General features: G+C 34.6%; 30 protein-coding genes and 1 pseudogene. 9 read left to right on the plus strand and 22 right to left on the minus strand.

All coding sequences use genetic code 11. The features are described from left to right. The 6 genes from BR72_RS24390 to BR72_RS24410 all read right to left on the minus strand — a co-directional run. Nucleotides 1–317: helix-turn-helix domain-containing protein (locus BR72_RS24390; RefSeq protein ID WP_156107982.1), on the minus strand; the 317-nt coding region annotated here is incomplete at its 3' end. A gap of 286 nt (nucleotides 318–603) precedes the next feature. Beyond that, nucleotides 604–768 carry a DnaB-like helicase C-terminal domain-containing protein gene (locus BR72_RS26150; protein ID WP_156107980.1) on the minus strand — a complete coding sequence of 55 codons (165 nt, stop codon included), beginning with the start codon at nucleotides 766–768 and terminating at the stop codon, nucleotides 604–606. A 35-nt stretch (nucleotides 769–803) separates the two neighbouring features. Then, entirely contained in the window at nucleotides 804–1,229 is a 426-nt protein-coding gene (locus BR72_RS26605) for a hypothetical protein (protein WP_035438038.1), read from the minus strand. 268 nt (nucleotides 1,230–1,497) lie between these two features. After that, nucleotides 1,498–3,414: an LTA synthase family protein gene (locus BR72_RS24400; RefSeq protein ID WP_035438040.1), complete on the minus strand. Its 1,917-nt coding sequence runs from the start codon at nucleotides 3,412–3,414 to the stop codon at nucleotides 1,498–1,500. 262 nt (nucleotides 3,415–3,676) lie between these two features. Next, complete coding sequence (locus BR72_RS24405; protein WP_035438042.1) at nucleotides 3,677–4,204, minus strand: COG3014 family protein; 528 nt, start codon at nucleotides 4,202–4,204, stop codon at nucleotides 3,677–3,679. Nucleotides 4,205–4,397: 193 nt separating this feature from the next. Continuing rightward, nucleotides 4,398–4,874, minus strand: coding sequence for a glutathione peroxidase (locus BR72_RS24410; protein ID WP_035438043.1), 477 nt, complete (start codon nucleotides 4,872–4,874; stop codon nucleotides 4,398–4,400). A 213-nt stretch (nucleotides 4,875–5,087) separates the two neighbouring features. On the opposite strand from BR72_RS24410, the gene BR72_RS24415 reads away from it, so the two are divergent. Continuing rightward, a complete protein-coding gene (locus BR72_RS24415) occupies nucleotides 5,088–5,309 on the plus strand; it encodes a DUF3925 family protein (RefSeq protein WP_197059971.1) in 222 nt (73 codons plus the stop codon). Between the two features lie 88 nt (nucleotides 5,310–5,397). Beyond that, on the plus strand, nucleotides 5,398–6,369 hold the full coding sequence (locus BR72_RS24420; protein WP_035438048.1) for an MBL fold metallo-hydrolase: 972 nt from the start codon (nucleotides 5,398–5,400) through the stop codon (nucleotides 6,367–6,369). Between the two features lie 95 nt (nucleotides 6,370–6,464). Here BR72_RS24420 and BR72_RS24425 read toward each other — a convergent pair whose 3' ends face one another. Together BR72_RS24425 and BR72_RS24430 are read right to left on the minus strand one after the other, a co-directional pair. After that, nucleotides 6,465–7,148: a DUF3600 domain-containing protein gene (locus BR72_RS24425; RefSeq protein ID WP_035438050.1), complete on the minus strand. Its 684-nt coding sequence runs from the start codon at nucleotides 7,146–7,148 to the stop codon at nucleotides 6,465–6,467. Next, nucleotides 7,148–7,723 (minus strand): sigma-70 family RNA polymerase sigma factor, encoded by a 576-nt coding sequence (locus BR72_RS24430; protein WP_035438054.1) that lies wholly within the window; start codon nucleotides 7,721–7,723, stop codon nucleotides 7,148–7,150. The genes BR72_RS24425 and BR72_RS24430 overlap by 1 nt, the downstream gene beginning before the upstream one ends. Before the next feature lie 184 nt (nucleotides 7,724–7,907). On the opposite strand from BR72_RS24430, the gene BR72_RS24435 reads away from it, so the two are divergent. Beyond that, nucleotides 7,908–8,891: a quinone oxidoreductase family protein gene (locus BR72_RS24435; protein WP_035438057.1), complete on the plus strand. Its 984-nt coding sequence runs from the start codon at nucleotides 7,908–7,910 to the stop codon at nucleotides 8,889–8,891. A 27-nt stretch (nucleotides 8,892–8,918) separates the two neighbouring features. Then, nucleotides 8,919–9,539 carry a zinc dependent phospholipase C family protein gene (locus BR72_RS24440; protein ID WP_035438060.1) on the plus strand — a complete coding sequence of 207 codons (621 nt, stop codon included), beginning with the start codon at nucleotides 8,919–8,921 and terminating at the stop codon, nucleotides 9,537–9,539. A 48-nt stretch (nucleotides 9,540–9,587) separates the two neighbouring features. On the opposite strand, the gene BR72_RS24445 is transcribed toward BR72_RS24440, so the two are convergent. The 4 genes from BR72_RS24445 to BR72_RS24460 all read right to left on the minus strand — a co-directional run bounded on the left by BR72_RS24445 (nucleotide 9,588) and on the right by BR72_RS24460 (nucleotide 13,893). Further along, entirely contained in the window at nucleotides 9,588–10,757 is a 1,170-nt protein-coding gene (locus BR72_RS24445; RefSeq protein WP_035438062.1) for a DEAD/DEAH box helicase, read from the minus strand. A 19-nt stretch (nucleotides 10,758–10,776) separates the two neighbouring features. Continuing rightward, nucleotides 10,777–11,304, minus strand: a complete 528-nt coding sequence (locus tag BR72_RS24450; RefSeq protein WP_035438063.1) for a hypothetical protein — start codon at nucleotides 11,302–11,304, stop codon at nucleotides 10,777–10,779. Nucleotides 11,305–11,392: 88 nt separating this feature from the next. Beyond that, complete coding sequence (locus tag BR72_RS24455) at nucleotides 11,393–13,081, minus strand: formate--tetrahydrofolate ligase (protein WP_035438065.1); 1,689 nt, start codon at nucleotides 13,079–13,081, stop codon at nucleotides 11,393–11,395. 131 nt (nucleotides 13,082–13,212) lie between these two features. Continuing rightward, on the minus strand, nucleotides 13,213–13,893 hold the full coding sequence (locus BR72_RS24460; protein WP_035438067.1) for a class I SAM-dependent methyltransferase: 681 nt from the start codon (nucleotides 13,891–13,893) through the stop codon (nucleotides 13,213–13,215). 210 nt (nucleotides 13,894–14,103) lie between these two features. Here BR72_RS24460 and BR72_RS24465 point away from each other — a divergent pair, with 210 nt between their 5' ends. Further along, complete coding sequence (locus BR72_RS24465) at nucleotides 14,104–14,442, plus strand: hypothetical protein (protein ID WP_035438069.1); 339 nt, start codon at nucleotides 14,104–14,106, stop codon at nucleotides 14,440–14,442. A gap of 177 nt (nucleotides 14,443–14,619) precedes the next feature. Here the strand turns inward: BR72_RS24465 and BR72_RS24470 are convergent, their stop codons facing one another. The 4 genes from BR72_RS24470 to ytfJ all read right to left on the minus strand — a co-directional run bounded on the left by BR72_RS24470 (nucleotide 14,620) and on the right by ytfJ (nucleotide 16,637). Continuing rightward, the gene (locus BR72_RS24470; RefSeq protein ID WP_035438071.1) at nucleotides 14,620–14,829 is read right to left on the minus strand and encodes a hypothetical protein; all 210 of its coding nucleotides are present in this window, start codon (nucleotides 14,827–14,829) and stop codon (nucleotides 14,620–14,622) included. A 70-nt stretch (nucleotides 14,830–14,899) separates the two neighbouring features. Next, the gene (locus tag BR72_RS24475) at nucleotides 14,900–15,220 is read right to left on the minus strand and encodes a hypothetical protein (RefSeq protein WP_035438221.1); all 321 of its coding nucleotides are present in this window, start codon (nucleotides 15,218–15,220) and stop codon (nucleotides 14,900–14,902) included. A gap of 53 nt (nucleotides 15,221–15,273) precedes the next feature. Next, on the minus strand, nucleotides 15,274–16,050 hold the full coding sequence (locus tag BR72_RS24480; RefSeq protein ID WP_035438073.1) for a hypothetical protein: 777 nt from the start codon (nucleotides 16,048–16,050) through the stop codon (nucleotides 15,274–15,276). Between the two features lie 161 nt (nucleotides 16,051–16,211). Beyond that, nucleotides 16,212–16,637 carry a GerW family sporulation protein gene (ytfJ, locus tag BR72_RS24485; RefSeq protein WP_035438075.1) on the minus strand — a complete coding sequence of 142 codons (426 nt, stop codon included), beginning with the start codon at nucleotides 16,635–16,637 and terminating at the stop codon, nucleotides 16,212–16,214. A gap of 130 nt (nucleotides 16,638–16,767) precedes the next feature. On the opposite strand from ytfJ, the gene BR72_RS24490 reads away from it, so the two are divergent. Then, complete coding sequence (locus BR72_RS24490; RefSeq protein WP_035438076.1) at nucleotides 16,768–17,553, plus strand: GNAT family N-acetyltransferase; 786 nt, start codon at nucleotides 16,768–16,770, stop codon at nucleotides 17,551–17,553. Between the two features lie 77 nt (nucleotides 17,554–17,630). On the opposite strand, the gene BR72_RS24495 is transcribed toward BR72_RS24490, so the two are convergent. The 5 genes from BR72_RS24495 to BR72_RS24515 form a co-directional block, all read right to left on the minus strand. Beyond that, nucleotides 17,631–17,921: an antibiotic biosynthesis monooxygenase family protein gene (locus tag BR72_RS24495; RefSeq protein WP_035438078.1), complete on the minus strand. Its 291-nt coding sequence runs from the start codon at nucleotides 17,919–17,921 to the stop codon at nucleotides 17,631–17,633. Nucleotides 17,922–18,226: 305 nt separating this feature from the next. Then, the gene (locus tag BR72_RS24500) at nucleotides 18,227–19,105 is read right to left on the minus strand and encodes a phosphotransferase family protein (protein WP_035438080.1); all 879 of its coding nucleotides are present in this window, start codon (nucleotides 19,103–19,105) and stop codon (nucleotides 18,227–18,229) included. 52 nt (nucleotides 19,106–19,157) lie between these two features. Then, complete coding sequence (locus BR72_RS24505) at nucleotides 19,158–19,601, minus strand: GNAT family N-acetyltransferase (protein ID WP_035438081.1); 444 nt, start codon at nucleotides 19,599–19,601, stop codon at nucleotides 19,158–19,160. Nucleotides 19,602–19,621: 20 nt separating this feature from the next. Continuing rightward, nucleotides 19,622–20,107 carry a GNAT family N-acetyltransferase gene (locus BR72_RS24510; protein WP_035438082.1) on the minus strand — a complete coding sequence of 162 codons (486 nt, stop codon included), beginning with the start codon at nucleotides 20,105–20,107 and terminating at the stop codon, nucleotides 19,622–19,624. Between the two features lie 75 nt (nucleotides 20,108–20,182). Continuing rightward, nucleotides 20,183–20,749, minus strand: coding sequence for a GNAT family N-acetyltransferase (locus BR72_RS24515; protein WP_035438085.1), 567 nt, complete (start codon nucleotides 20,747–20,749; stop codon nucleotides 20,183–20,185). A 158-nt stretch (nucleotides 20,750–20,907) separates the two neighbouring features. Between BR72_RS24515 and BR72_RS24520 the strand changes: the two genes are divergently transcribed. The 3 genes and pseudogenes from BR72_RS24520 to BR72_RS27715 all read left to right on the plus strand — a co-directional run. Then, nucleotides 20,908–21,810 (plus strand): ABC transporter permease subunit, encoded by a 903-nt coding sequence (locus BR72_RS24520; protein ID WP_035438089.1) that lies wholly within the window; start codon nucleotides 20,908–20,910, stop codon nucleotides 21,808–21,810. After that, nucleotides 21,807–22,853: an ABC transporter permease subunit gene (locus BR72_RS24525; RefSeq protein ID WP_035438090.1), complete on the plus strand. Its 1,047-nt coding sequence runs from the start codon at nucleotides 21,807–21,809 to the stop codon at nucleotides 22,851–22,853. The genes BR72_RS24520 and BR72_RS24525 overlap by 4 nt, the downstream gene beginning before the upstream one ends. 51 nt (nucleotides 22,854–22,904) lie before the next feature. Continuing rightward, a pseudogene (locus tag BR72_RS27715) lies at nucleotides 22,905–23,001 on the plus strand (DUF1648 domain-containing protein); the annotation flags it as partial. 381 nt (nucleotides 23,002–23,382) lie between these two features. On the opposite strand, the gene BR72_RS24530 reads toward BR72_RS27715, so the two are convergent. After that, nucleotides 23,383–23,811, minus strand: coding sequence for a GNAT family N-acetyltransferase (locus BR72_RS24530; RefSeq protein WP_035438093.1), 429 nt, complete (start codon nucleotides 23,809–23,811; stop codon nucleotides 23,383–23,385). Nucleotides 23,812–23,920: the final 109 nt, after the last annotated feature.

A 23,920-nucleotide genomic window follows, 5' to 3' on the forward strand; every position in this document is an offset into this window, starting at 1 on the left:
TCTTTATACTTTTTCTGTTTTGGATACTTTGCATCTTTACGAAAGAAATGATCAAACGCTTTTTTTAGACGTACAAACACTTCTTGCAAAGGCTGAGAAGGCATTTCTTTTAGAAAAGGATACGTCTTCTTGTCCAATGTAAGTTGTCTTTGCATATCATAACGATCGTAATTTTCTTTGTTTTGCTTATATTTCCGTTCTTTGTCTAGCAAGGCAGAATTATAGGTTTGACGACAATATTGTAACCAACAGCCTAACACTTCTTTTTGTGTTTCTGTTGGAAAGATTTCATATTTTTGATTCAACAACATTGTCATCCCCTCCCATTCGTTTTGCCCTTGTGTTTCGATGGATTGTTTTAGCATTTCTAATGGTGCACCGCCCACAGCCAGCAAACGATAACTTTGAGATCCAAATCATTCTTTACATACTTTCTATCTGATTCGAGGAAATTCCTTTTTCAATCCTTTGGCTTACGCCAACAAAAATTCATCCCCTCCCTACTCATTGGGCTTCACCCTTCTCATTCCTTGAGGAAGGGGAATTCTTTTGGAAATATGTTAAATTTTGATTGTATTGCTGTTTATTTTTTTCTTAAAAAATTCAAATTTGGCTTAAAATCGAATTGTCCACCCCTTGGTATGTAAAGCCGAAGTGCAACTGGTTCTTTGTTTTCCCGACATTATAAGCAATATTAAGGGCAAATGTTGTTTTTCCCATCGATGGTCTGGCACCAACAAAAATAAAATCATCTTCATGATGTTGCATAAATTTTTCAACACATCCTGTACAAAAGATACAAATTAAAATCCATAAGAAAAAAGAGTACTTTTCTTCAAAGCACTCTTCCAAAGAGATTTACCATTCTCGCCAATCGTCATAAGCACGATGATGTCTGCTTTTAAAATTATTTTCATCAAAATCTCTTTGTTTGTGTTTGTGTTTGTGTTTGCGTTTGTGTTTACAATCTTCACAGTCACAATCTCGGTGATGACCGCTTCTAAAATCGCAGTCTTCACAATCTCGATGATGGCTGATTCTAAAATCGAAATCGTCAAAATCTCTTTGTTTATGTTTGCGTTTACGATTACAGTCATTACAATCGCAATTATGATGATGGCCACTTCTAAAATCACAATCATCAAATTCTCTTTGTTTGCGTCTGTGTTTACGATTACAATCTTCACAGTTACAATCACGATGATGTCTGCTTCTAAAATCGAAGTCATTGAAATCCCTATGTCTACGTCTACAAAACATGAAATCATCAAAATTTCTATGTCTACATCTACCGAACATTAAATCGTCTCAAAATCTACTACAATCTCGGAAGCGTTCGAAACAACAATCCTCTCTCATGAACATGATTCTCCCCTCTTCCAAATAGGATTATCATATTCTATGTTTAAATCCCAAAAACAGATTGTTTACTAGTCTATATTTTCTATTTTAAAGTGAATAAAAACCCCGTTACCTTCCCAGGCAACGGGGTTTCCCTTATTCATTTTCTTTAATAGCTGTTTTAATCGTCCCTGATTTTGTTTTATTTCCATCAAAGAAGCGTAACAAATCACCTTGTATAATATTATCGGACATCTTCAATTCTGACTGCGCTCTATCAATAAGTGATTTTGCCTCTTGTTCTGGTACTTGAACGACTTGACCGTTTTCACGGTTGTAGAATGTGTTATTGTAATAAATATATTTGTCTGTAATAAAGCTTCCATCACGTTCTACAACAAATGGTTTACGTTCTGGTGAAAATAAATCATGACCAAACTCAATATCATTAGAAGTATCAACCCCTAATAAGTGAAGAATTGTCGGTTTTACATCTACTTCACCAGCAGGAGCAGTCATCGTTTTCCCCTCAGTTTGACCTGGAACATGAATAAATAATGGTGTACGTTGTAACAACATATGATCATACGGATTAATCTCATTTTTCCCTAAAAATTGTGCCATTGCACGGTTATGGTTATCTGAAATACCGTAATGGTCACCGTAAAATACGATAACTGAATTATCATATATTCCCGTTTCTTTTAAGCGTTCAATAAAATGTTTTAATGCTTCGTCTTCGTAACGTGCTGTAACAAAATAGTTATCTAATGTTTCGTCACCTGAATTAAATGGTTCAATCATTTTAATGCTGTCATCATACGTAAACGGGAAATGATTCGTTAACGTAAGAAAGCGAGTATAGAACGGCTGTTTAATCTTTTGTAATTTATCCACAGATTGATCAAAATATTCTTTATCCTTTAATCCCCAGCCAATTTTCGTCTCAGGCGTAACTTTATAATCTAATTCATTGTAGTATCGATCATATCCTAAAGATGGATACATCATATTACGATTCCAGAATGTAGCATTATTCGCATGAAATACAGCTGTATAATAGCCTTGCTGGTGTAAAATTTCTGGAGTTGCTACAAATTCATTTCCAGCATTTGTAAAGAATACAGAACCACGATCTAACGGATATAAAGAATTATCAATCATAAATTCTGCATCCGATGTTTTCCCTTGTCCTGTCTGATGATAAAAGTTTTCAAAATAATAACTTTCTTTTTTAAATTGGTTTAAAAACGGCGTAACTTCTTGTCCATTTACTTTCGAATCAATTAAAAAAGACTGCGTTGATTCTAAAGAGACAACGATAACATTTTTCCCTTTTGCCATCCCAAACATATTTGGATCAGGCTTTACATCTACTGTCTTCATATAATTTTCTGCTTCTTGAATTTTACTTCCATCTGCAAATACTTTTTGTGAACTTGTCTTTGCTTGCAACCCAAAATCGTATACTTGATGAACATATAATCCAAGGTTTTTCACAAGCATCACGCGGTCAAATGAACGAGTTAATAATTCAGGGCGTTCTTTTTCTGCAAAACTAAGGTTTACCATAAAAATTGCAATGCAAATTAAAAAATATAATGACTTCATAGAGCCAGAAACACGTTCAGTTTTTGCAAAGTTCGGCTTCTTTTTAGCAATGTAAAACAAAACAATAATATCGATAAACATTAATATAAATTTAAAGTTTAACAATGCTTTAACACTAGATCCTAATCCATCCATATTCGATGTTTGCATTAATACGGGCAGTGTAACAAAATCATTATAAAAACCATAAAACATTACATTACCGATTAAGATAATGGTCATAATAAGGTTAATAACGATAGCTATATAATTCCGTTTTTGCCCCTTTGCAAATAATGCAAGTCCAACTAACAATAAAGAAGACGCTAATGGACTAATAAAAAGAATCCATTCCTGCATTGCAGATTCTAGCTTTAAATCAAAACTAGTTCGCGTAACAATATATGTTTTTAGCCAAATCAAAACAGCGACTAATAATGGAAAACGCATATTTTGAAATTGTTTTTTTAACGCTTCTTTCATTTTCCTCTCCCTTTCTGACTGAACAGTGGTAGTAATAGTAATTTCTCATTATATTTATGTCTTTTTTCTCACCGCCACATTGTATCGGATACATTTGTATTCCGTGTGAACTTTTTCGTTTTTTTTTTTGTAAAATGAAAACAGAAAAAAGAAGCTTTTCTATATAAGCTTCTTTTTTACAAAGCTCCTTCAAATTCCATCCTATTAGAAATTTATGGTCATCCTCCAAATCGAAGAATCACCTTCCTTATTATCCTATATGTTAATTTTTCTTTGCCTCAATTTTTTCTTTTACTTTTTCAGCTTTATCTAAAGATTCCCCAATTTCTTTTTGCTTTTCTCTTATTTCCCCGACGCTATCTACCGCTTTAATCGCTTTATCAATCCCTTGTTCTTCCACTTTCTTTCTCTTTTCTTCTCTCGTTATTTCCTTTTTCTCAATATCTTTTGCCTTTTGCAACATATCTTCAGCATTGGACTTTACTGCTTTTTCAAGTGTCGGATCTTTTTTCATATTTATCACTTGATTCGAATCTTCCATCGCTTGTTTATACTCTCCATCTTTTAATGCAGTCGCGCCATGTTCCATCCGTTTTGCAACTTTCATAAATGTTTTTGTTTCATAAGTAGATTTTTCTTGGTCAGCTTTTTCAAACCACATTATTGCATCACTATACTTCTCATCTTTCAATGCTTTCATACCAGCTTCAACATGCGCATCATAATTGCTAGTACTGCAGCCAGCTAACATAATACATAAACATCCTATAGTTAAAATGATTTTTTTCAAGCTATTTTCCCCCTACAACCTTATACTACTATATCATATTATTTCCGAATGCTTTTACTATCAAATGAAAACTCATTAATTTTTTTATTTTTCAACATATGAGTCTCTACTATACCGAACTTTTCACTTAAAAAGCTCTAATTCTTTCTTTGTCCACATAAAAAGAAGCCCTTCTATATGAAGCTCCCTCGTTCTATAATCCCTTTTCAAATTCCTTTTCTAACTGCTCTGGTTTCGTCTGCGGTGCAAAGCGATTCACTACTTTGCCATCGCGACCTACTAAAAATTTTGTGAAATTCCACTTCACCGCTTTCATTCCTAATAATCCTGGTGCTTGCTCGGTTAAATAGCAAAATAATGGATGTATATTATCACCTTTTACATCAACTTTCATAAACATAGGAAACGTTACACCATAATTTAATTCGCAAAAATTCGTAATCTCCTCTTCTGTACCAGGATCTTGCCCTCCAAATTGGTTACATGGAAATCCGAGTATTTCAAAACCTTGTTTTTCATATTTTTCATACAAATCTTGCAATCCTTTATATTGCGGTGTAAAACCACATTTACTGGCAACATTCACAATTAATAATACTTTTCCTTCATATTCGCGTAACGACTTTTCTTCTCCTAAAATTGTTTTTGCAGAAAAATCATAAATTGTCATATTATATCGACTCCTTCATGTCATACAATTCTATAGTTCTATCATAAAATGTAGGGTTTATATTGTCTAATGAGAGCGTTTTATTTCTGTTCAAAAAATCGTCACAATTCACTAGACATTTTCCTCGGAAAGTTTTACAATAAAAGTGTGAACAAAATGTGACAGTTTAACTTCTAAATTGTGACATTTTCAATTCCATTATAAAAAAAAGGGATGGTGTTGATAATGAAAACTGCACAACGTGAAAAGCTTTCTAATCGCGAATTTTATTTCGTACTATACATGATGATGTTACTAGTTTTAGGTTGGTTTATGGATGTTAACGGTATTTTCTTAAGCAAATACTTTACACTTGCAGGGATAATTACTGTTCCAACAATTGGTGGTCTTGTCGGCTTCTTTATTATGACACTTAGCAAACAACAAAATAACTAAACGTATTACATAAAGGCAGAAAACGATTTTTCGTTTTCTGCCTTTTCTTTTATAATAAAATAATAATAGGACACAAGGAGTGATAATTTTGAAAAAAGTAGAAAAACTATCTTCACAACTATACCTTATCGACGATCACGACCTACAACATGAACAACGTACAGGTACATATGTCTTACTAGGTGATGAAATCACGATAGTTGAAACGTGCGCCTCACCATCTGTTCCTTATCTGTTAGATGGATTACAACAATTGAATATCCAACTGACCGATATAAAAAATATTATTGTTACACATGTTCATTTAGACCACGCGGGTGCTGCTGGCTTAATGATGGAAAAATGCCCAAATGCAACGCTGTTCGTTCATTCCAGAGGCGCTCGTCACATGATTGATCCAACAAAACTCATTCAAGGTGCAAAAGCTGTTTACGGTGATTCGTTTGATAAACTTTTTCACCCTATTTTACCTATTCTCGAAGAACGTGTTCACATCGTACAAGATGGTGAAACATTACAAATTTCAGAAAACCGGACACTGACATTCTACGATACGCCTGGTCATGCAAAACACCACATTAGCATTCATGACTCTTTAACAAACGGTATATTTACAGGCGATACGATTGGTATTTACTACCGTCAATTAGCAGAACTAGCTGTTGAACTTTATTTGCCAACAACATCTCCTACACAGTTTCAACCTGAAGCTATGTTAGCTTCAAAAGACCGTATTCGAAATATGAATGTCGATTTTATTTATTTCGGTCATTATGGTGCCTCTTCTCATATTTCTGAAGTTTGCACGCAGCTAGAACATTGGCTCCCAATATTTGTTGAATCAGGAGAGCAAGTGTTTGAACATGAACAAAACTTTGAAAAAGCGAGCCAAGAACTATCCCTTTTATTACTTGAAAAAGTTTCATCGCATCTGACAAATCAAGGTGTTCCATCGTCACATTCTATTTATGACTTGCTAAAACTCGATTTAGAAATCGGGGCTATGGGAATTATTGATTATTTGATAAAACGAGAACAAACAGAAACAACTTCAAAATAAGAATTTTACTATCTTAGACAACATATTGATCATTGTAACAAAAAAGAGTCCATTTTTCTTGTCATGGACTCTTTTTTTGAAGTTCATTCGATATGTTACTTATGTACTTTCTCGCTGACATAATTCATAAAATGATCCGCTTCTTGAAATTCTGCTTTATATTCTTCAGGCACCTTATCTATCGTTATAGGTTCACTTGATTTCATTTTCACTTGTATTTTTTCATCTGTCATTTGGGCATGTATATATTGCTTAAATTCTTCAGGAGTTAACACTTCTTTACTTGATTTCTCTCCGTTTAACTTATCAAAATAAGGCTGCAGCACCATTAAAACTTTCACCATTTCCTCTTGCTTCTCTTGAGAAAGTTGATCGTAATCAATATTACCATTTGTATCTCCATACTTCATTTTCGCATCCATTAGGCCTTTTAATAGTGTTGTAAACTCTTTATATTCTTCTTTTCCCATTTCACCTTTCGCCTGAGATAACTTCGCATCCACATGCATATAGCCTTGCAGCGTTGCACTTGCAAAATGTTTCTTTACATTATCAAATGAGCCATACACACCATCGGCCAAAAGAGATTGATACGAAAAAGCACTTGTTGGAATAAGTAACGTCGCTGCTAACACACCCGTTATAAGACGTTTTTTCATTGATTTCCCCCCGCGTTTTACTTTCATTTGATTCATTACTTTCTCTTTCAATTCCGGTGATGGTACAATTCCTTTTGCTTCTTCTTGCAAAGATTCTCTTACTTCGTAATCAAGACTCATTATGCATCCCTCACTTTTTTTAATAGAATATTTCCTTCCCGCTCTTTTTGCCGTAATTTCTTTAAAGCTGCATGAATTCTAGACTTAACCGTTCCAACTGGTACATCTAAAATATTTGCTACTTCTTCTTGAGAGTAATCATGTAAATACCGCAGGATGATGACTTGTTTTAATTTATAAGGTAACTTATGTATCAATATAATAAGCTCTTGATTGGACAACTTATTGACAAGATCATTAGAAAAATCAAATTCAATTGGCTTTCGCTGTTCTTCTGCTTTTTTCACAATCCGTAGACGCATCCATCTCTTTCTCCTATAGGAATGAATTTGTCTTACAGCAAGACCGATTAACCATGGCCGAAAAGGACGCTGCCGATCATATTGACTAAGCGATTGATACAATTGCATATATATTTCCTGAACAACATCATCTACATCCGACTTATCCTCTATTAAAAAGTGAGCTGTCTTATACACATCTTCAATTGTTTTATCATAAAGTTCACTGTATGCTTCTTGATTTCCTAATAACGTCCGTTCGATAAGATAACCGTATTCAGCGGATTTTTCCATGTTTCATCCCCTCCTTCCTTAAGTCGTACACTATATATTGGCAAGAACAGAAAATTTCGTTCGATTTTTTAGAAATAAATTTTTCATAACATTTTCTTATAACTCCTAATAACCATTATATAATTTTCCAAATTATGATGGCCGTTTAAAATAAACTATAGAATCTACTTTAGGAGGACTAATCATGAAAGCAATTGTTGTAACTGCCTTTGGAGGCCCTGAAATGATGAAGTATACAGACGTCGCTATGCCGTCTATTAACGTGAATCAAGTTTTAATTCGCGTCGTTGCAACAAGTGTGAACTTTGCTGATATTAAATCTCGATATGGAAAAAAGGGAACTGGAAATCTCCCTTTTATACCTGGTATCGATGCTGCTGGAATCGTAGAACAGGTGGGGGCTAACGTAACGAATATTAAAGTGGGACAGCGCGTTATTGCTTTTCCAATTAACGGATCGTATGCCGAATATGTTGTAGCAAATGAAGAGCTTACTTTTGTTTTACCAGATGAAATTGATTTTGAAACTGCTGCGGCTTGTCCAATTGTTTCCTTTACAAGCTATACACTGCTAGCAAATGTTGCAAGGTTACAACAAGGTGAAACTGTACTTATCCATGCCGCTGCAGGAGGAATTGGCACAACTGCTATTCAACTAGCTAACATTTTAGGTGCTGGAAAAGTCATTGGAACTGTTGGAAATGAAGAAAAAAAGAAAATCGCTTTAGAAGCCGGGGCAGATTATGTTATTTGTTATAAGGAAGAAGATTTTGTACATAAAATGAATGAAATTACGAATGGAGAAGGCGCAGACGTTATATTAGATTCTATTTCCGGAACCGTATCAGAACAAAGCTTGCAATGTCTTGCTTTCTATGGGCGCCTTGTCCATTTTGGAAATGCAAGCGGTGCTATTGGAACATTTCAGACAAAAGATTTACATGCAAGCTGCCGGTCTATTCTTGGCTTTAGCTTTGGCACAACTCGAAAAAAACGGCCTCATTTACTCGGGCATACTGCAGAGCAAATATTTCCTCTGTTAAGCAATGGTAGCCTACAAATTAAAATCGGAAAACGTTTTTCGCTTCAGGATGCAGGGAAAGCACATGAATGGGTCGAAAGTAGACAAAGTACAGGAAAAGTTCTATTAAATGTTCAACCAACATAATACGGTTCTCAAGTGGAGGTACAGCTCATGGGCTCAAGAATTATGCATGTTATTATAGCGGATTTAGTTGCAGAAAAATTAGAGATTCAAGACAAGACCTCTTTCCTACTCGGAGGGATTGCTGCTGATGCAGTTCATTCAAAAGAGGAAAAAGAACTATCACACTTTTATACTGGATCAGTAAAGAACTATACAAGAAAAATTGATTATGATGCATTTCTTAATAAATATAAAGCATATAAAGATTTCCCTTTCATATTAGGATATTATACCCACCTCATTGCTGATGATATATGGCTGCAAGGGTTCTATCTCCCTTGGCTCAAAAATCGAATAGACCATGATCCTAATATCCTTTCTTTGTATCATCACGACTTTAGGCTTTTAAACGGAAAATTACTACATGATTATGATAGAGATAAGAGTACATTTCATATTTTGAATATGAATGCGAATTTGATAGGTATTGAGGAAGTACCAGAGGAAAACATTCATTCTTTTAAAGCATTAGTTTTTGAGGATATACTCTATCCACAGCAAGATTTATATGAGCCCCTTCAAGTATTCACAATGAATCAAATTATAGGTTATATAGAAACTTCTCTTCACAAAAGCGTGTTCTATTTAGAACAACTGCATATTACCTAATAACAAAAAACCGTTGCTACATTATATTCGTAGCAACGGTTTTTCAATTTATCTTGGCTTTTTCTTCCCGTTAAATGCTGGCTTCTTTTTCTTTTGTTCTTTCGGTTTCGATTCAACAAACGATCCTTTAAACATTTCTTGTTTCTTAAATTGAATACCTAGCTTCTTTGCAAATTGAAGTAGCTTTTTCTCTTCTTGCGGTGTTACTAGCGAAACAACTGTACCCTCTTTCCCCATACGTCCTGTGCGTCCTGAACGATGAATATATTGGTCCAGTGTATCTGGCAATTCTAAATGAATAACATGTGTTAAATCATTAATATCTAATCCACGCGCTGCGATGTCTGTTGCTAATAAAATCTCTACTTTTCCTTGACGGAATGCACGCATCGTTGCTTCACGTTCTTGTTTGCTTGCTTCCGCATGAAGAGCCGCAGCTTTCATCTTACGGAATTTCAATTTCTCAGCAATTTCATCTAAACGGAACGGATCATTTAAGAAGGCAACTGCTTTTACATTACCAGTATGCATAATTTTACGAACAAAATCATTTTTTTCTCGGCGTTCACAAACGATATACGTATGTTCCACTAAACTTTTTGTTTCCGCACGTTTAATGCGAACTAATTCTGGTTCAACCGCAAAATCACGCGCTACTTCTTCTGCATCTTTTGTCATTGTTGCCGAGAAAAATACAACTTGACGATCACGCATTGTCGATTTAATTACATCGGACACAGCATCAATCATCTTTTGTTTTACAATTTGATCAAACTCATCAAATACAATTGTTTTCACTTCATGCATTTTCAATTTTTTCATACGGATTAATTCTAAAATACGTCCAGGCGACCCAACGATTACTCGCGGATGTTTCTTTAGCTTCTCTACTTGACGCTTAATATCTGCACCGCCAATTAAAGACGCACCTGAAATTTCCGTACCTGCAGTAAACTTTTGTACCTCTTCATGAATTTGCATTACAAGTTCACGCGTTGGCGCTAAAATAACCACTTGAGGTTGTTTCACCTCAGGGTTAATTTTATGTAAAAGTGGTAATAAATACGCTAATGTTTTACCTGTTCCTGTTGGAGATTCAGCAATAACGTCTTGTCCTTCTAAAATTGTTGGAATAGCTTGCTTTTGAATTTCAGTAAACTCTTTAAAACCAGCCTTCTCCCAAGCTTGTTGCAAAAATGGTTGCATCTCTTTTATCATTTCTTTTTCTCCTTTATCTCTATTTTTGAAGAAATTGTTGTATTATTCGCATCGTTTCTATCATATGAGAAATAACAGCTATTAAGTCATCAACGTGGTCTTCTGTAATCGCTTTTTGAAATAAGATGTCTGCTTTATTATGATATGAAATCGCTTGCTTATTATAATCGTATGAAATTTGTTGCGTAATCATTCGTTCTTTTCCCCATATGGATTGTAGCAACGCTTCGATTTCTTGGCAATCTTTTTCTGGTTGCCCAATAGGAAATTCAAAGAACAGTTTCATTTCACAACCAGGAACAAAATTTGGTACCTCCAATATCTCACCTGATAAATTCTTTGCATCAACTGATAATAAAAATGTCGCTTCCACTAATGGTTCTGTATATTCTGTAAGCTGAAACGAAATGGTATATGTACGGCTAAGTAATGCCAAATCCATTATATCTTTTCGATTCGTTACAATGATGTCTCCATGTAAATCAAAATCATATACAGCTCCTTCAACGACAACTTTTAAATTTTCAAAAGCAGTTGGATCAAACATATATTCCTCCAAAAAACAAGCGCCTTTCCATCGAAAGGCGCCGTGATGTACGTATAGTTTACCGATAAAAGAGAAGAAATACAACCTTTTAGAATAAACCTACTGCTTTTCCATCTTCATTTACGTCCATTTGCAGAGCAGCTGGTTTCTTTGGAAGGCCTGGCATTGTTAACATTGTTCCTGTTAATGCAACGATAAAACCAGCACCAATAGATGGTTTAAATTCTCGAATTGTCACGATAAAGTCTGATGGACGTCCTAGTTTTGTTGGATCATCAGAAAGAGAATACTGTGTTTTCGCCATACAAATTGGTAAGTTACCCCAACCTTCTTCAGCAAATTGCATTAATTGTTTACGAGCTTTTGGCGCAAATTCGATATCTTTTGCACCGTATACTTTTTGAGCAATTGTTCGAATTTTCTCTTCTAGAGAAAGTTCTAAATCATATAAAGGTGCGTATGTATTTTCACCTTTTTCAATTACTTTCAATACTTTCTCTGCAAGGTCGACACCACCTTGACCACCTTTTTCCCATACTTCAGTTAAAGATACTTCGTAACTGCGCTCATTGCACCACTCTTGTAAGTATGCAACTTCTTTATCAGTATCTGTAATGAATTTGTTAATTGCAATAACAAATGGGACACCGAATGCTTGAATTGTTTCAACATGTTTTTGTAAGTTTTCCATACCTTTTGCTAACGCATCAACATTCTCTTCTTTTAATCCATCTTTCGCTACACCACCATGCATTTTAAGGGCACGAATTGTTGCAACAATAACAACTGCTTCTGGTTTGATTCCTGCCGCACGTGCTTTAATGTCTAAGAATTTCTCAGCACCTAAATCTGCACCAAAACCAGATTCCGTAATTACATAATCACCTAATTTCGCTGCCATCGTCGTAGCGATTACACTGTTACAACCGTGTGCAATGTTCGCAAATGGGCCACCATGAATGATTGCTGGTGTATTTTCTAACGTTTGGACTAAATTCGGTTTTAACGCATCTTTCAATAACAGTGTTAATGCACCTTCTACACCTAAATCTTTTACTGTTACAGGTTTATTATCCATGTTATAAGCTACAACAATGCGTGCTATACGTTTTTTTAAGTCTTGTACATCTGTCGCTAAACAAAATACAGCCATAATTTCAGATGCAACTGTAATATCAAAGCCATCTTCACGCGGTACACCTTGTACTGGTCCGCCAAGTCCAATTACAACATTACGAAGTGCACGGTCATTTAAATCTACACAACGTTTCCAGACGATTTTACGCGTATCGATGCGCAGATCATTTCCTTGTTGAATGTGATTATCAATAAATGCTGCAAGTGCATTATTTGCAGTTGTAATTGCATGAATGTCACCTGTAAAGTGAAGATTAATATCTTCCATTGGTACAACTTGCGAGTAACCTCCGCCTGCTGCACCGCCTTTTAATCCCATAGTTGGTCCAAGAGAAGGTTCACGCAGCGCAATCACTGCTTTTTTACCGATTTTATTAAACGCTTGTCCTAACCCAACTGTTACCGTTGATTTTCCTTCCCCAGCTGGAGTAGGGTTTATTGCTGTAACTAGTACGACTTTTCCATCTTCTTCGCCTTGTAAGCGTTTAAAAATATCAAGAGATAACTTTCCTTTATAATGACCGTACGGCTCTAATTCTTCTTCTAAAATGTTTAATTCTGTTGCAATCTCTTGAATTTTCTTCATGCTTGCTTCTTGTGCAATTTCAATGTCTGATTTTACTGTAGTTGTTGCTGTCATATTCCCTAATCCCCCTTTAATTGTTTCTAAAAAATATTGTATCAGTTTTTTGTATTTTCTGCACTTATAATCCAACTTTAAAGTGAAACTTCCATAAATTCAGATTTACCACTTTTTATCAGCAAGAAAAGTTACTTCTTTTGAAACATAAATACCCACATAAATGTTAAAGATTGCTGCAATTCAAGTGGAAGTTGTCCAATCATCTTTTCATTTACTCCTCGTTTATATACTCCCATTCCATCTATTAAATATAACCCTTGCTCCTGTGCAAGTTTTTGAAATTCCCATGGCATCATTGTGTTACAAATGACATTTTTTCCATATAAACGCGGATAGCTATTCTCACGCGGTTTTGCAGTTGGTCCTAAAATAGCAATACAGGCATAACCTTCTTTTCCTAACACTCGTTTTATTTCTTGCAACGCTTGAAGAGGGGCTTCGGTCCATTCTAATGAATTTACCGCTATAACGGATGCAAACTCCTCATCTTGAAACGGCAATGAAGTAAGATCGCCTACTATAAACGATAAATTAGAATGTTCACCTCGCTTTTTCCCTTTTTCAATCATTTGCTCCGATAAGTCAACGCCACAAGCTTTATAACCAGCTTTACTTAGTTTATATGTACCATATCCATCCCCGCATCCTACATCAAGAACAGTTTCTCCGCTTCGTATGTATTTTTGAAAAAACGGAATAATTGTACTGCGGCTACCATGATCCCACATTTCTTGACTATTTTGATTCCAAAAATCTGCATTATCATCCCATTTTTGCTGCGCTGCTTCATGCCAATTAAATTTCGTCATTCTTCCCCCACCTTTCCAATTTACATCTACGTAAAAGTCATTCTACACCATTTTACATTTTTCCTGTTTATTCTTAAGAAGAGATGGATAATATAGCAACAGATCATTGTTTCTCCATTTTTTTCTTTAGTTGTATAAAAATAATAAGCATGTTTTCTTGCTTTAGAAAAAATACTAAGCATACCCTAATTCGAAAGAGAGGGACATCCCTTGCCAAAAAAACGAACACATCATCTAAAAAGCGGAGAAAAACAAGAAGAATATGCGGTTGAAATTAGCCCTCAGCGACTTCCGATTAGACGTCGTCGCACAGAAGTTCACAAAGAAGAAGAACGAACAGACATCGGTATAATTGTTGGATACGTTGCATTATTTCTCTCTTTGTTCTCAATTGCTTTCTATCCCATTACACTTGGATCTCTTTCCATTTTAATTGGACTTCTTGCTGTTCATTACGAAGCAAAAACACTCGGATATACAGCCATTGGCTTCGGAGGATTTTCTTTACTTTTTAGTTTATTATATCCGTTCTTTTTATCAGCACTTTGATAAACAATTTTTTGATACAAACTATGACACGCAATATTTACCTACTAAGAAAAAGGAGTGAATCTGTCACTCCTTTTTCTCATATACAGCTTATTTTTTCGCCAATTTATCCTAGACCTAAAAGTTTGTCCATTTCAAAATTAATTCGTATACTTTCTCTTTTGTAAGGGATGCTTATTAACGAAATAACATCACATATCCGCAGCTACTACAATGATAGGCAGTGATTTCTTGAAACACTGGATAGTTCTCCTCATCTCTCTGTTCAATAAATACTTTTTCAAAGCGATACATATTTGGTGCATATGCCCAGTCTTGTTTTGTACGAGCATATAATGTAGACGAAAAAAAGTCTTCTCCCCCGCAAACCATGCATATCTTATTCAATATTACTCCCTCCCTACGCTTGTCTTATCCTAACTATATGAAAGAAAGTACAAAAAAAAGACCTTCAACATTAGAAAGTCTTTTCGGAGGAAAAGAGAAACATACCCAATACTCCAATGGCGCTATACGTCTTCTTTTTTTCTGTTTCTGTTTGAAAAGTCTGCTCAATCTTAATAAAAAACACACCGTTTCGAACATCCTTACTAACAAACTCCATTTTCTCTTCTTTTTGATCTTTTTTCTGCGTACAATGAAAATCCACTTCATTACACACAATTGAATACTTGTCTTCTAAATGCTTTTGAAAGTCCGCTTCTTTCGGACATGTTAATAGCATAATTGCAACAAGTATAATACTACTAATACCTATTATTATAAATTTCTTATCCATCTTGTCTCCTTTCCAAAAAAGAAAGAAAACTTGACTCATATCGTCAAGTTCTCTTAATCCATTATCCATTGCCACTCTAGCTCTTTCTTATCAAAGATAAGCCATCCTGTTTTAGAAGCTTCACTTTTCAAGTCTTCTAAACCATCTAAAACTTCATTTGTACTTTCATACGAACCAATGACATAAACAGGAATCTCTAAACCGCGTCTTGATTCTACTTTTCCTGCTAAGTCTAAGTATAAGCCCTCTTCCATAAATGGCAGAAGTTCAAGAATAACCTCTTTTGAAATTGCTGGATAAATTTTCGACTTTTGAAAAAATGCGAATCGTTTTCTTCCAAATGAGCCAAGTTTATAAGGAATTGCCTTACTAAGCATGCCAACAAAGTCCTGTATTCTTCGATAGTATACTTTATTATACCATCCGTCATCGTGAGAAAGATAAACAAATCTATTTTTCAAAAGCGGGAAAAACGCCTTCCCAAGCGGCTCCTTTTTGTGCGCCAAATAAAGCAATTCTGCTATTTCTTTTGGCCCCAATTCATCCAAGTCGGTTACATCATCAAAATCAACCCAACAAAATTCCTCAAATCCCTCGACATCTGCTGAAATTAATTTATGTATATTCTCTTCTTCTACATATTCGAATAAAGTATGATAATGAAAATCCGTCCATTCAAAATTATGCTTTAAAAGCAGCATTTGATGAAGCGGTGAAGGAATATTGCTTGCAAATTCCTCAAACGTAATTCCAGATGTGATAAAACAATGATTGCGACGATTACCATTAATATAAATCATATTCTTGATTTGGTCAGATCCTCCAGACAAAGCACCTAGCCACCTTCGTTTTATATGTTTCAATACTATAGGATATTTTATCACGAAAATTTTTAGAAATATAGAAAAAACTACAAAAACTATTTACATTTTCATGTGTTTTATTACATCTCCATTACAAGAAAAAATGCCTGTTTATAAACAGGCATTTTTCATACGATTTCATCTGGATTTTGTGGATGATGTAAATGATCTTGCTTTTTATTATTTTGAAACATCGACTGAATTCTATCAATGGTTTGCGGTGCAAGTTCAATTACTTTCTCTGCCAGATGCGTTGCATTTTGTAAATGAAGGATATTTACACCGTCCTTATTTACTACAAGAAAAGCAACAGGAGTGATAGAAACTCCCCCGGCACTACCACCGCCAAATGCAGGCTGACCTTGTACCTTTTGTACATCATTTGTGGAAAAATCTGATCCACCTGCTCCAAAGCCAAACGCTACCTTTGAAACAGTTAAGACAATGCCGCCATCAGCTGTTTGAACAGGCTCACCGACAATTGTATTTACATCAACCATTTCTTTCAAATTTTCCATAGCTGCTTTCATCAGCCCTTGAATTGGATGATCCACCGTCCATAACCTCCTTTTTCATATCCTTCCTAGTTTTTCCTAAACGTTGTGAACTAAACATAAAATTTTGTTGATTTTTAAAATAATACGTACTAATATTTAGAAAATACAAAAAAGAGGGGTGGCACACATGATTCGTAAATTAGCAGAACAAGATCATGAGCAAGTACTTTCTTTCTTAAAGAAAGAAGCTACATTTAATTTGTTTTTAATCGGTGATATTGAGGCATTTGGATATGATCAAGACTTTCAAGAACTATGGGGGCAATTTACGATAGAAAATGAATTACATGCCGTTCTTTTGCGTTTCCATGATTCTTTTATTGCTTATGCTAGAGATTCATTCCAGCCAGAGGCATTCATTCATCAATTTATTAACTATGACCATATTAAACTCTCTGGAAAATCAGAGATTGTCGAACAGTTTGAAAATCTCACGAGCTTAAAACTTGGTAAAAAACAGCATACATACTTTTGTGAATGTACAACTACCAAACAATTAGCCAAAACTACAAACAAAGGGGATATAAAAATTGCAACCATTGAGGACGTAGATCGTATTATGCATTTACGAAAACAAATTACTGAATTTTCGTTAGCAGACAATAGCGGGAAACTCCTTCGCCAAGCAATTGAAACAAACACAGGCCGGACATATTACATAGAGAAAAATGGAGAAATCATCGCATCTGCATCCACATCCGCTGAAAATTCATTATCCGCTATGGTTGTAGGTGTATGTACACATCCAAATCATCGCGGTAAAGGATATGCTTCCCAAATCGTAAGTAAAATGATTCAAGAGTTCATTGCGGAAGACAGAACGCTTTGTTTATTTTACAGTAATCCTGCTGCCGGGCGAATTTATAAACGTTTAGGCTTTGAGGACATTGGAACTTGGACGATGTATCGCTAAAATAAAATTGCCATCAGCATAGGATATTTTCATTCCCCACTGATGGCAGCTTCATTATATTGATGTTAAATCCTATCTTAGTCTACACACTGAAAATGCTCTACAATTGGAAACGGCTCATAAAAGTGGTGTAATCTCTTCTTCCATTCTTCATACTCACTCGATTTTCGAAATCCTTCCGTATGATCTTCTAACGTCTCCCAATTCACTAATAGAAGATATTTCCCCTGGATTTCTATACATTTATGAAGTATATGACCACGGTAACCTTTCATAGAAGAAATAATATTAGAAGCCTCTTGAAAGGCATGTTCAAATTCATTTTCCATTCCAAGCTTCACTTGGAGCATCGCTGTCTCTAATATCACCACCATCATCTCCTAACTTTTTATTACACGTCGAAATTTGCAAATTCTATCCTTCTCGTAATATGCCTGTTATCACTGTTTCATAATACTTTCTATATAAATACATTTTAATTTTTCGACAAACAAGTCGTTGCTACGCAGAATATAACATAACCTATACTTGCTTGCTCCCTTTGTTTTAAACCTCGCATGTGGCAGGAAAAAGTCCTGACCGCTTCTATACACGGTCAGATGCTCTCGTCCTCCCTAAAGAAATGGGAGGTTTTATGTCGTATTTTTCAACTTATATATTACGTATACCTTTCTTAGATGTAATCTTTTATCCCCTGTTCAAATGCTTTTCTATCATTATTCCTTAACCCAAATAATGCTTCTTGCAAAGCAAACGTACTTCTATAAAAATTCATTCTATCCATCGCTTGATTAAAATTTGGATACAGCGATGAAAATCCCTCTAAAAAATGGCTCCCATAGCTAGATAATAATCCTGCAAAATCGTATGCTGGATCACCAATACCCGCCCCGCCAAAGTCAATAATCCCTGAGATTCTCTTCTTCTCACCATCATATAAAATATTTGTCATTCCAAAATCTCCATGAATAAGACATGGCTGAAATGTAAAATGACTGTTATCACTTAAATAAGCTTCAAAAGATTGAGAGACATCTTGCCTTGCACTTTCTTTCATATAAGAAAACAAGTTCTCTTTCAATTGAAAATATAAACTTTCTATTTCACTATATATATCAGCAGTATTTCCTTTTAAAATCGAACTAATTTCCGACACTGGTATACTATGCAATTCTTTCAAAAAATTTGCTAATTGTGCTGCACTTGTACTTTGTTCTTCTTCAGACAACTGAAAAAATGTTGTATTCCAAAATGGCTCCCCATTAATTTTGTGATAACCAGAAAATACTTCCCTAGGCTCCATTGGCTGAAAATGTTGATAGCTTGGACAAGGGATGGAAAGTGAAACATAGTTTTGTATTTTCTCTAACAGCTTTGTCTCAGCAATGAGTTTTGCAATTCCTTCTTTATATTTTGGAAAACGAAATACTATATTTTCATTTACAATTAGTACATCGTTATTTTGACCAATATCATTTACATAGGCAGTCTGCACGTCAAGATTCGGGTAAATCTTTTCCAAGTATTGAACGTACTCATTTTCTCTTACCATTTCTTCACCTTCTTGACTCTAATTGTTGCGGAATTCTACTTTTCTTCCCAATTTATTTACTCTCACGTCTCAAACTCATAACAGTTTGCCTCTCAACAAACCCCATTTCTTTATACAACTCTTTCGCAAAATTCCCTGCAAATACGTTCAAACGAATTTCTGAGTAGCCCAGCTTATCAAGTTCATCAACCGCTGCTCTCATAAGCTGTCGTGAAAGCCCCTGTCCACGATAAGGATGCAACACATACAATTCATAAATAAAACCTATTTCTTCTCCAGAAAAATAGTCCTTATTGCTCCCAATCAATACCCATCCTTTTAAAATATTATCTTGTTTAATAACAAGATAATATGCTCCTTTTTCTAAAAGTGGCATCGTAATTTCTAATACTTTTTCTTGCGTAAACTTACTCTTTTTCATCGTCCCTTCATATAACGACTCAGCCGCATGAGTTAAAATTTTTTCCGCATCACTTTCAGTTGCTCTTTGAATCATAGAAGCTTCTCCCCCCTCTATTAAATATGTAATACCATTCTTAATATTTTCAGCATATACCCGTCAAAGTCATCTTCAAACGCATCTACCACTGCAAATCCCTTTGCAGTATAAAATGCTTTTCCCGTTTTATTTTCTGATTCTACATTAATATATATCTTCTTAACACCTTCTAATATTGTAATTCCCTTTCGTAATAACGCTGTTCCCATACCATTCCCTTGGTATGCTGGCAATAAGTAAATCGCTCCTAACTCAGCTTCATTTTGATACTTTATTGGCGAAAAATTAGCAAATCCGACAACTTTTCCATCTACTTCACCTACAAATAAATGTGACTGTTGTAAACGATGCTTCATCATGTCATGAGAATAAGCATGCTCTATAAATTTCTCTTGTACTGCTACCGGAATAATGTCTTTATATGTATCGTTCCAAGAAGTCTTGGCCACATATTGTACAGACGGAATATCCTCCTCTTTCATCTCACGAATCACAAAATCCATAGAGATTCCTCCTACTTCTTTTTATACATCTTCCAAATCATTCATCAAGAGATCTAATAACTGGGTACAAATGACTTATCTCTTCGCTATTTTCATCTCTTCCCATTCCTCACGAATCATTCCCATCCGAATTGAATCATAATACTCGCCATTATAATAACGGCATTTTCTCATTCTTCCTTCTAACTGCATACCGAGTTTCTCAGCTACTTTCATCATACGGCTATTTCCTGACCATGTTGTCAAACCGATCCTTCCAATCGTCATATGGTGGAATAGAAAGTCAATATACATACGTAAAGCTTCTGTACCATACCCTCCATTCCAATATGCAGGATTGTAAATCGTAATCCCAATTTCTAACCAACGTGACGGCTCATGTTCCCAGTAATACGTTACAATTCCGATAATTTTACCATCTTTTTCAATAAGAAACTTTGAATATGGATCTTTCATTAATTTAGAACGTAGTCCTTCTTGAAAAACAGCAAACTCTTGTCTTACGAACGGAAAATACGGTGCATCCCATTTTTTCCACTCCGGATTCTCTTCTTTATAAACTTCCTGCCATAGTGGGTACAGATCCTTGTCTTCTATAGCTCGAACAACTATTTTTTCGCCTTTTAAATACATTTGTGTCATAGAATCCTCCTAAAAGTACTTTCTTGTCTTTTAAATAAACTAAATAACCACTATATTTTTTACTAGTTTTATTTATTATAATATTTTTTCTGAAAAATCAAAACAAATAGCCGATTATTTTGTATAATATTGTAAAAATGTGTTTTTGGAGGGATTTTATGTTAAGGAAACTATGGAAATCTTCTATGCAACTACTAACTGTTTTTATTACATTACTTATTCTATTAAACATCCCATCTCTATTTATAAACGAAAGCAGAAATATTTCATTTCAACCAAGCCAATTCATACAAGCCATCGCTAAAATGGGAAAACAAATTTTTTCTTTACACTCGCTTACTTTTCAAATTCCTACACCTACAGGTAACTTTAAAACCGTTCCCTTGTTTCCTAGTGTATTAGAACCATACATGTATTCATTTACCATTTTATTTGCTGCCCTATTTCTTTCTTTATTTGTTGCAATAAGTATTGCTTATTTCTATTTTTTATCATCAAAGCGGTTTAAAAATATGATACAGCGAACTGTTTTCGTATTGGAAGCCATCCCTGATGTAATGATTATGCTCTGTATACAAATGTTTTTTATTTGGTATTTTCGTCAAACAGGTGAATTACCTGTACATATTATGACATTCAATGAAAAAAAAGCCTACATTCTCCCTATTCTTTGTTTGTCGATACTCCCTACAATTCAAATGTTTCGAATGATGATATTGTACATAGAGGAAGAGCGTATAAAACCGTATGTTGAAGTTGCCTACGGGAAGGGCCTTTCATCAAGTTATATCATCCGTAAACATTTATTTAAGAATATTTTCATTCACCTATTCCATCATTCAAAAATGATTTTTGTCTTTTTACTTTCCAATTTATTTGTACTAGAATGCGTGTTTCACATGTCAGGTATTATTCAATTCCTTATTCTCACAAATCATTTTTCAACATCCATTACATTTATTGTCCTGTTAATGATGGTCATGCCTTTTTACCTGTTGTTTCAAATTTGTTCTTATTTTATGAAAAGATGGCAAACACAAATGAATGGAGAGATTATATGAAGGCTATTTGGAAATCAAAACGCTTTGTTATCGGATTAACATATATTGTTATACTTGTCATCGCTAGTTTTATTTACGGTTTTTACTTCAAAGAAGACACTTTAAAGCCAATGAGATTGTTATACGATGAGAATGGAGAGTTAATTGCCGCTTCACCATTTTCGCCAACACAAATGCCTCCGCTTGGTTCGGATCGCTTCGGGGAATCTATCTTCTTTCAAATATTAGATGGGGCAAAATTCACAATTTTATTTGCGATTGGAATAAGTTTATTACGTGTTTTTCTTGGTGCAATACTTGGTGTGTTATTAAGCTTATATGTTACGCGATTAAAATCTTTTGTAAAAACATGTACAGAAGTATTTTATTATTTACCAACCGTTTTCGTTGCATATTTATTAATGCGACCTATGAACAAAATGTTTTTTTCTAACTTAGATAATAAGCTAGAAGTGAATTTTTCTCTTCTAACTTATCAAGCCATCGTTCTCGTCCTTGTTGTTTTGCCAACTATAACAACATATGTATCTTCTGAAATTGATGAATTTATGAAGCAAGAGTATATTTTAAGTTCACAACTATTGGGGGCTAGTCGCCTATATATTGTTCGTACGCATTTACGCGTATTATTAAAAGATCGCCTTTTCTTATTATTTATGCAGCACATTGTGCAAACACTTCTATTAATTATGCACCTTGCGTTAGTACGTCAATTTATTGGAGGGGTACAAAGGAAAAGTGCAGATTTTGGAGAAGATAAATTTATTTCACTTTCTAATGACTGGGCAGGACTAATCGGCCTCAACTATTTTGAACTAAATGTATCTATGTGGATTGTTTTTAGCACACTTATTGCTTTATTTTTAACTATTCTTGTCTTAAAACTAATGACAACAGGAGTGCAAGATGCTTTAACAAAACAAAATTATACTATTAAAAAAGTTGAAAGAATAAATGAAACATCTGAATACAAAAAGGATAATTACTCCTTCACCTTCGCTAACAAACCAGAACCCCCTCATCGGTCTCCTTTAAATATGTAGAATGGAGGAATTTCTACGAAAAATAAATTGAGCTTAATTTTGCTTTGAAACATCATTCTATACTTTTTCTTACCAGCTGAAGTCGTAACAAAGTGGGATTTCAATGGAAATCCCACTTTTACTTTAACGAAAGGAACACATGTAACAATTGCTATTACTTTATCATACTTTGTCGCCTCTATCTCTTTTAAAATGGACAGATCATGTAAACAAGCTAACTCTATATATATTTATATATTCCTATCTTTTTTTATTCCTTTTATATCTGTACAAGTTAAAAAACGACGTAAAAACCACTTTCTTTTTAAGAGAAGACGAGAGCAATTGGCTGTACGTAGAAGCGGTCAGGTCATTTTTCTGCCACATGCAAGGTTTAACAAACGTATTTTGCATAACAGTGATTTATATGCCTAAAATTAAAATAGATTTATAAAGATATAACCATATTTATATTTTTCTCCCTTTCTCAAAAACATAAAAGAGGATATTCAAAAAGTTCCACTTTTTGAATATCCTCTTTTATATCTTTCTATATTCCCTTATGAAATGCATAACTCACCTTTTCATACCCCTCCCGTTCATAAAAACGGTGCGCATCTATTCTTGGAAACGCTGAAGTTAATACGGCACAAGTACAATCATTCTCTTTTCCCCATCCTTCAATATATGATAGCAATGTCTCTCCGTATCCTTTCGAGCGATGTGCTCCTGCTGTAACAAGATCATATATAAAAACATGTTTCTTATTATAAAAATTTGTACAAATTGCCACTCCCGCTAAACTCACTACTTCTCTCTCACTATTATACAAAGCAAATAGACGATAATTTTCTTTTTTCATTTTCCCCAAAAGAGACAGCGCCTCTTCTCTAGAGAGTTTAGTGCGCAGCTGCTGCAACACCGGTAAAACCTCACAAAATTCACGCTCTGTTTTTACCTCTTGTATATGTGTATTCATATTCTTTCCCTCCAACTATTTATCAACAATTCAAAATGTTTTATTATTATTATTATAAGAATCATATGCCCCTTTTATAAGTGACAGTTTTATTCTTTTTTACAGGGGC

Source organism: Bacillus sp. UNC322MFChir4.1, from assembly GCF_000746135.1.
Lineage (GTDB): Bacteria > Bacillota > Bacilli > Bacillales > Bacillaceae_G > Bacillus_A.

Bases quoted from the DNA above. Each gene is read 5' to 3' on its own strand.
- BR72_RS26150 (WP_156107980.1), bottom strand. From the start codon at position 768: ATGCAACATCATGAAGATGATTTTATTTTTGTTGGTGCCAGACCATCG.
- BR72_RS26605 (WP_035438038.1), bottom strand. From the start codon at position 1,229: ATGACTTCGATTTTAGAAGCAGACATCATCGTGATTGTAACTGTGAAG.
- BR72_RS24400 (WP_035438040.1), bottom strand. From the start codon at position 3,414: ATGAAAGAAGCGTTAAAAAAACAATTTCAAAATATGCGTTTTCCATTA.
- BR72_RS24410 (WP_035438043.1), bottom strand. From the start codon at position 4,874: ATGACAATTTATGATTTTTCTGCAAAAACAATTTTAGGAGAAGAAAAG.
- BR72_RS24415 (WP_197059971.1), top strand. From the start codon at position 5,088: ATGGTGTTGATAATGAAAACTGCACAACGTGAAAAGCTTTCTAATCGC.
- BR72_RS24425 (WP_035438050.1), bottom strand. From the start codon at position 7,148: ATGAGTCTTGATTACGAAGTAAGAGAATCTTTGCAAGAAGAAGCAAAA.
- BR72_RS24430 (WP_035438054.1), bottom strand. From the start codon at position 7,723: ATGGAAAAATCCGCTGAATACGGTTATCTTATCGAACGGACGTTATTA.
- BR72_RS24435 (WP_035438057.1), top strand. From the start codon at position 7,908: ATGAAAGCAATTGTTGTAACTGCCTTTGGAGGCCCTGAAATGATGAAG.
- BR72_RS24440 (WP_035438060.1), top strand. From the start codon at position 8,919: ATGGGCTCAAGAATTATGCATGTTATTATAGCGGATTTAGTTGCAGAA.
- BR72_RS24445 (WP_035438062.1), bottom strand. From the start codon at position 10,757: ATGATAAAAGAGATGCAACCATTTTTGCAACAAGCTTGGGAGAAGGCT.
- BR72_RS24450 (WP_035438063.1), bottom strand. From the start codon at position 11,304: ATGTTTGATCCAACTGCTTTTGAAAATTTAAAAGTTGTCGTTGAAGGA.
- BR72_RS24455 (WP_035438065.1), bottom strand. From the start codon at position 13,081: ATGACAGCAACAACTACAGTAAAATCAGACATTGAAATTGCACAAGAA.
- BR72_RS24460 (WP_035438067.1), bottom strand. From the start codon at position 13,893: ATGACGAAATTTAATTGGCATGAAGCAGCGCAGCAAAAATGGGATGAT.
- BR72_RS24475 (WP_035438221.1), bottom strand. From the start codon at position 15,220: ATGGATAAGAAATTTATAATAATAGGTATTAGTAGTATTATACTTGTT.
- BR72_RS24490 (WP_035438076.1), top strand. From the start codon at position 16,768: ATGATTCGTAAATTAGCAGAACAAGATCATGAGCAAGTACTTTCTTTC.
- BR72_RS24500 (WP_035438080.1), bottom strand. From the start codon at position 19,105: ATGGTAAGAGAAAATGAGTACGTTCAATACTTGGAAAAGATTTACCCG.
- BR72_RS24505 (WP_035438081.1), bottom strand. From the start codon at position 19,601: ATGATTCAAAGAGCAACTGAAAGTGATGCGGAAAAAATTTTAACTCAT.
- BR72_RS24510 (WP_035438082.1), bottom strand. From the start codon at position 20,107: ATGGATTTTGTGATTCGTGAGATGAAAGAGGAGGATATTCCGTCTGTA.
- BR72_RS24515 (WP_035438085.1), bottom strand. From the start codon at position 20,749: ATGACACAAATGTATTTAAAAGGCGAAAAAATAGTTGTTCGAGCTATA.
- BR72_RS24520 (WP_035438089.1), top strand. From the start codon at position 20,908: ATGTTAAGGAAACTATGGAAATCTTCTATGCAACTACTAACTGTTTTT.
- BR72_RS24525 (WP_035438090.1), top strand. From the start codon at position 21,807: ATGAAGGCTATTTGGAAATCAAAACGCTTTGTTATCGGATTAACATAT.
- BR72_RS24530 (WP_035438093.1), bottom strand. From the start codon at position 23,811: ATGAATACACATATACAAGAGGTAAAAACAGAGCGTGAATTTTGTGAG.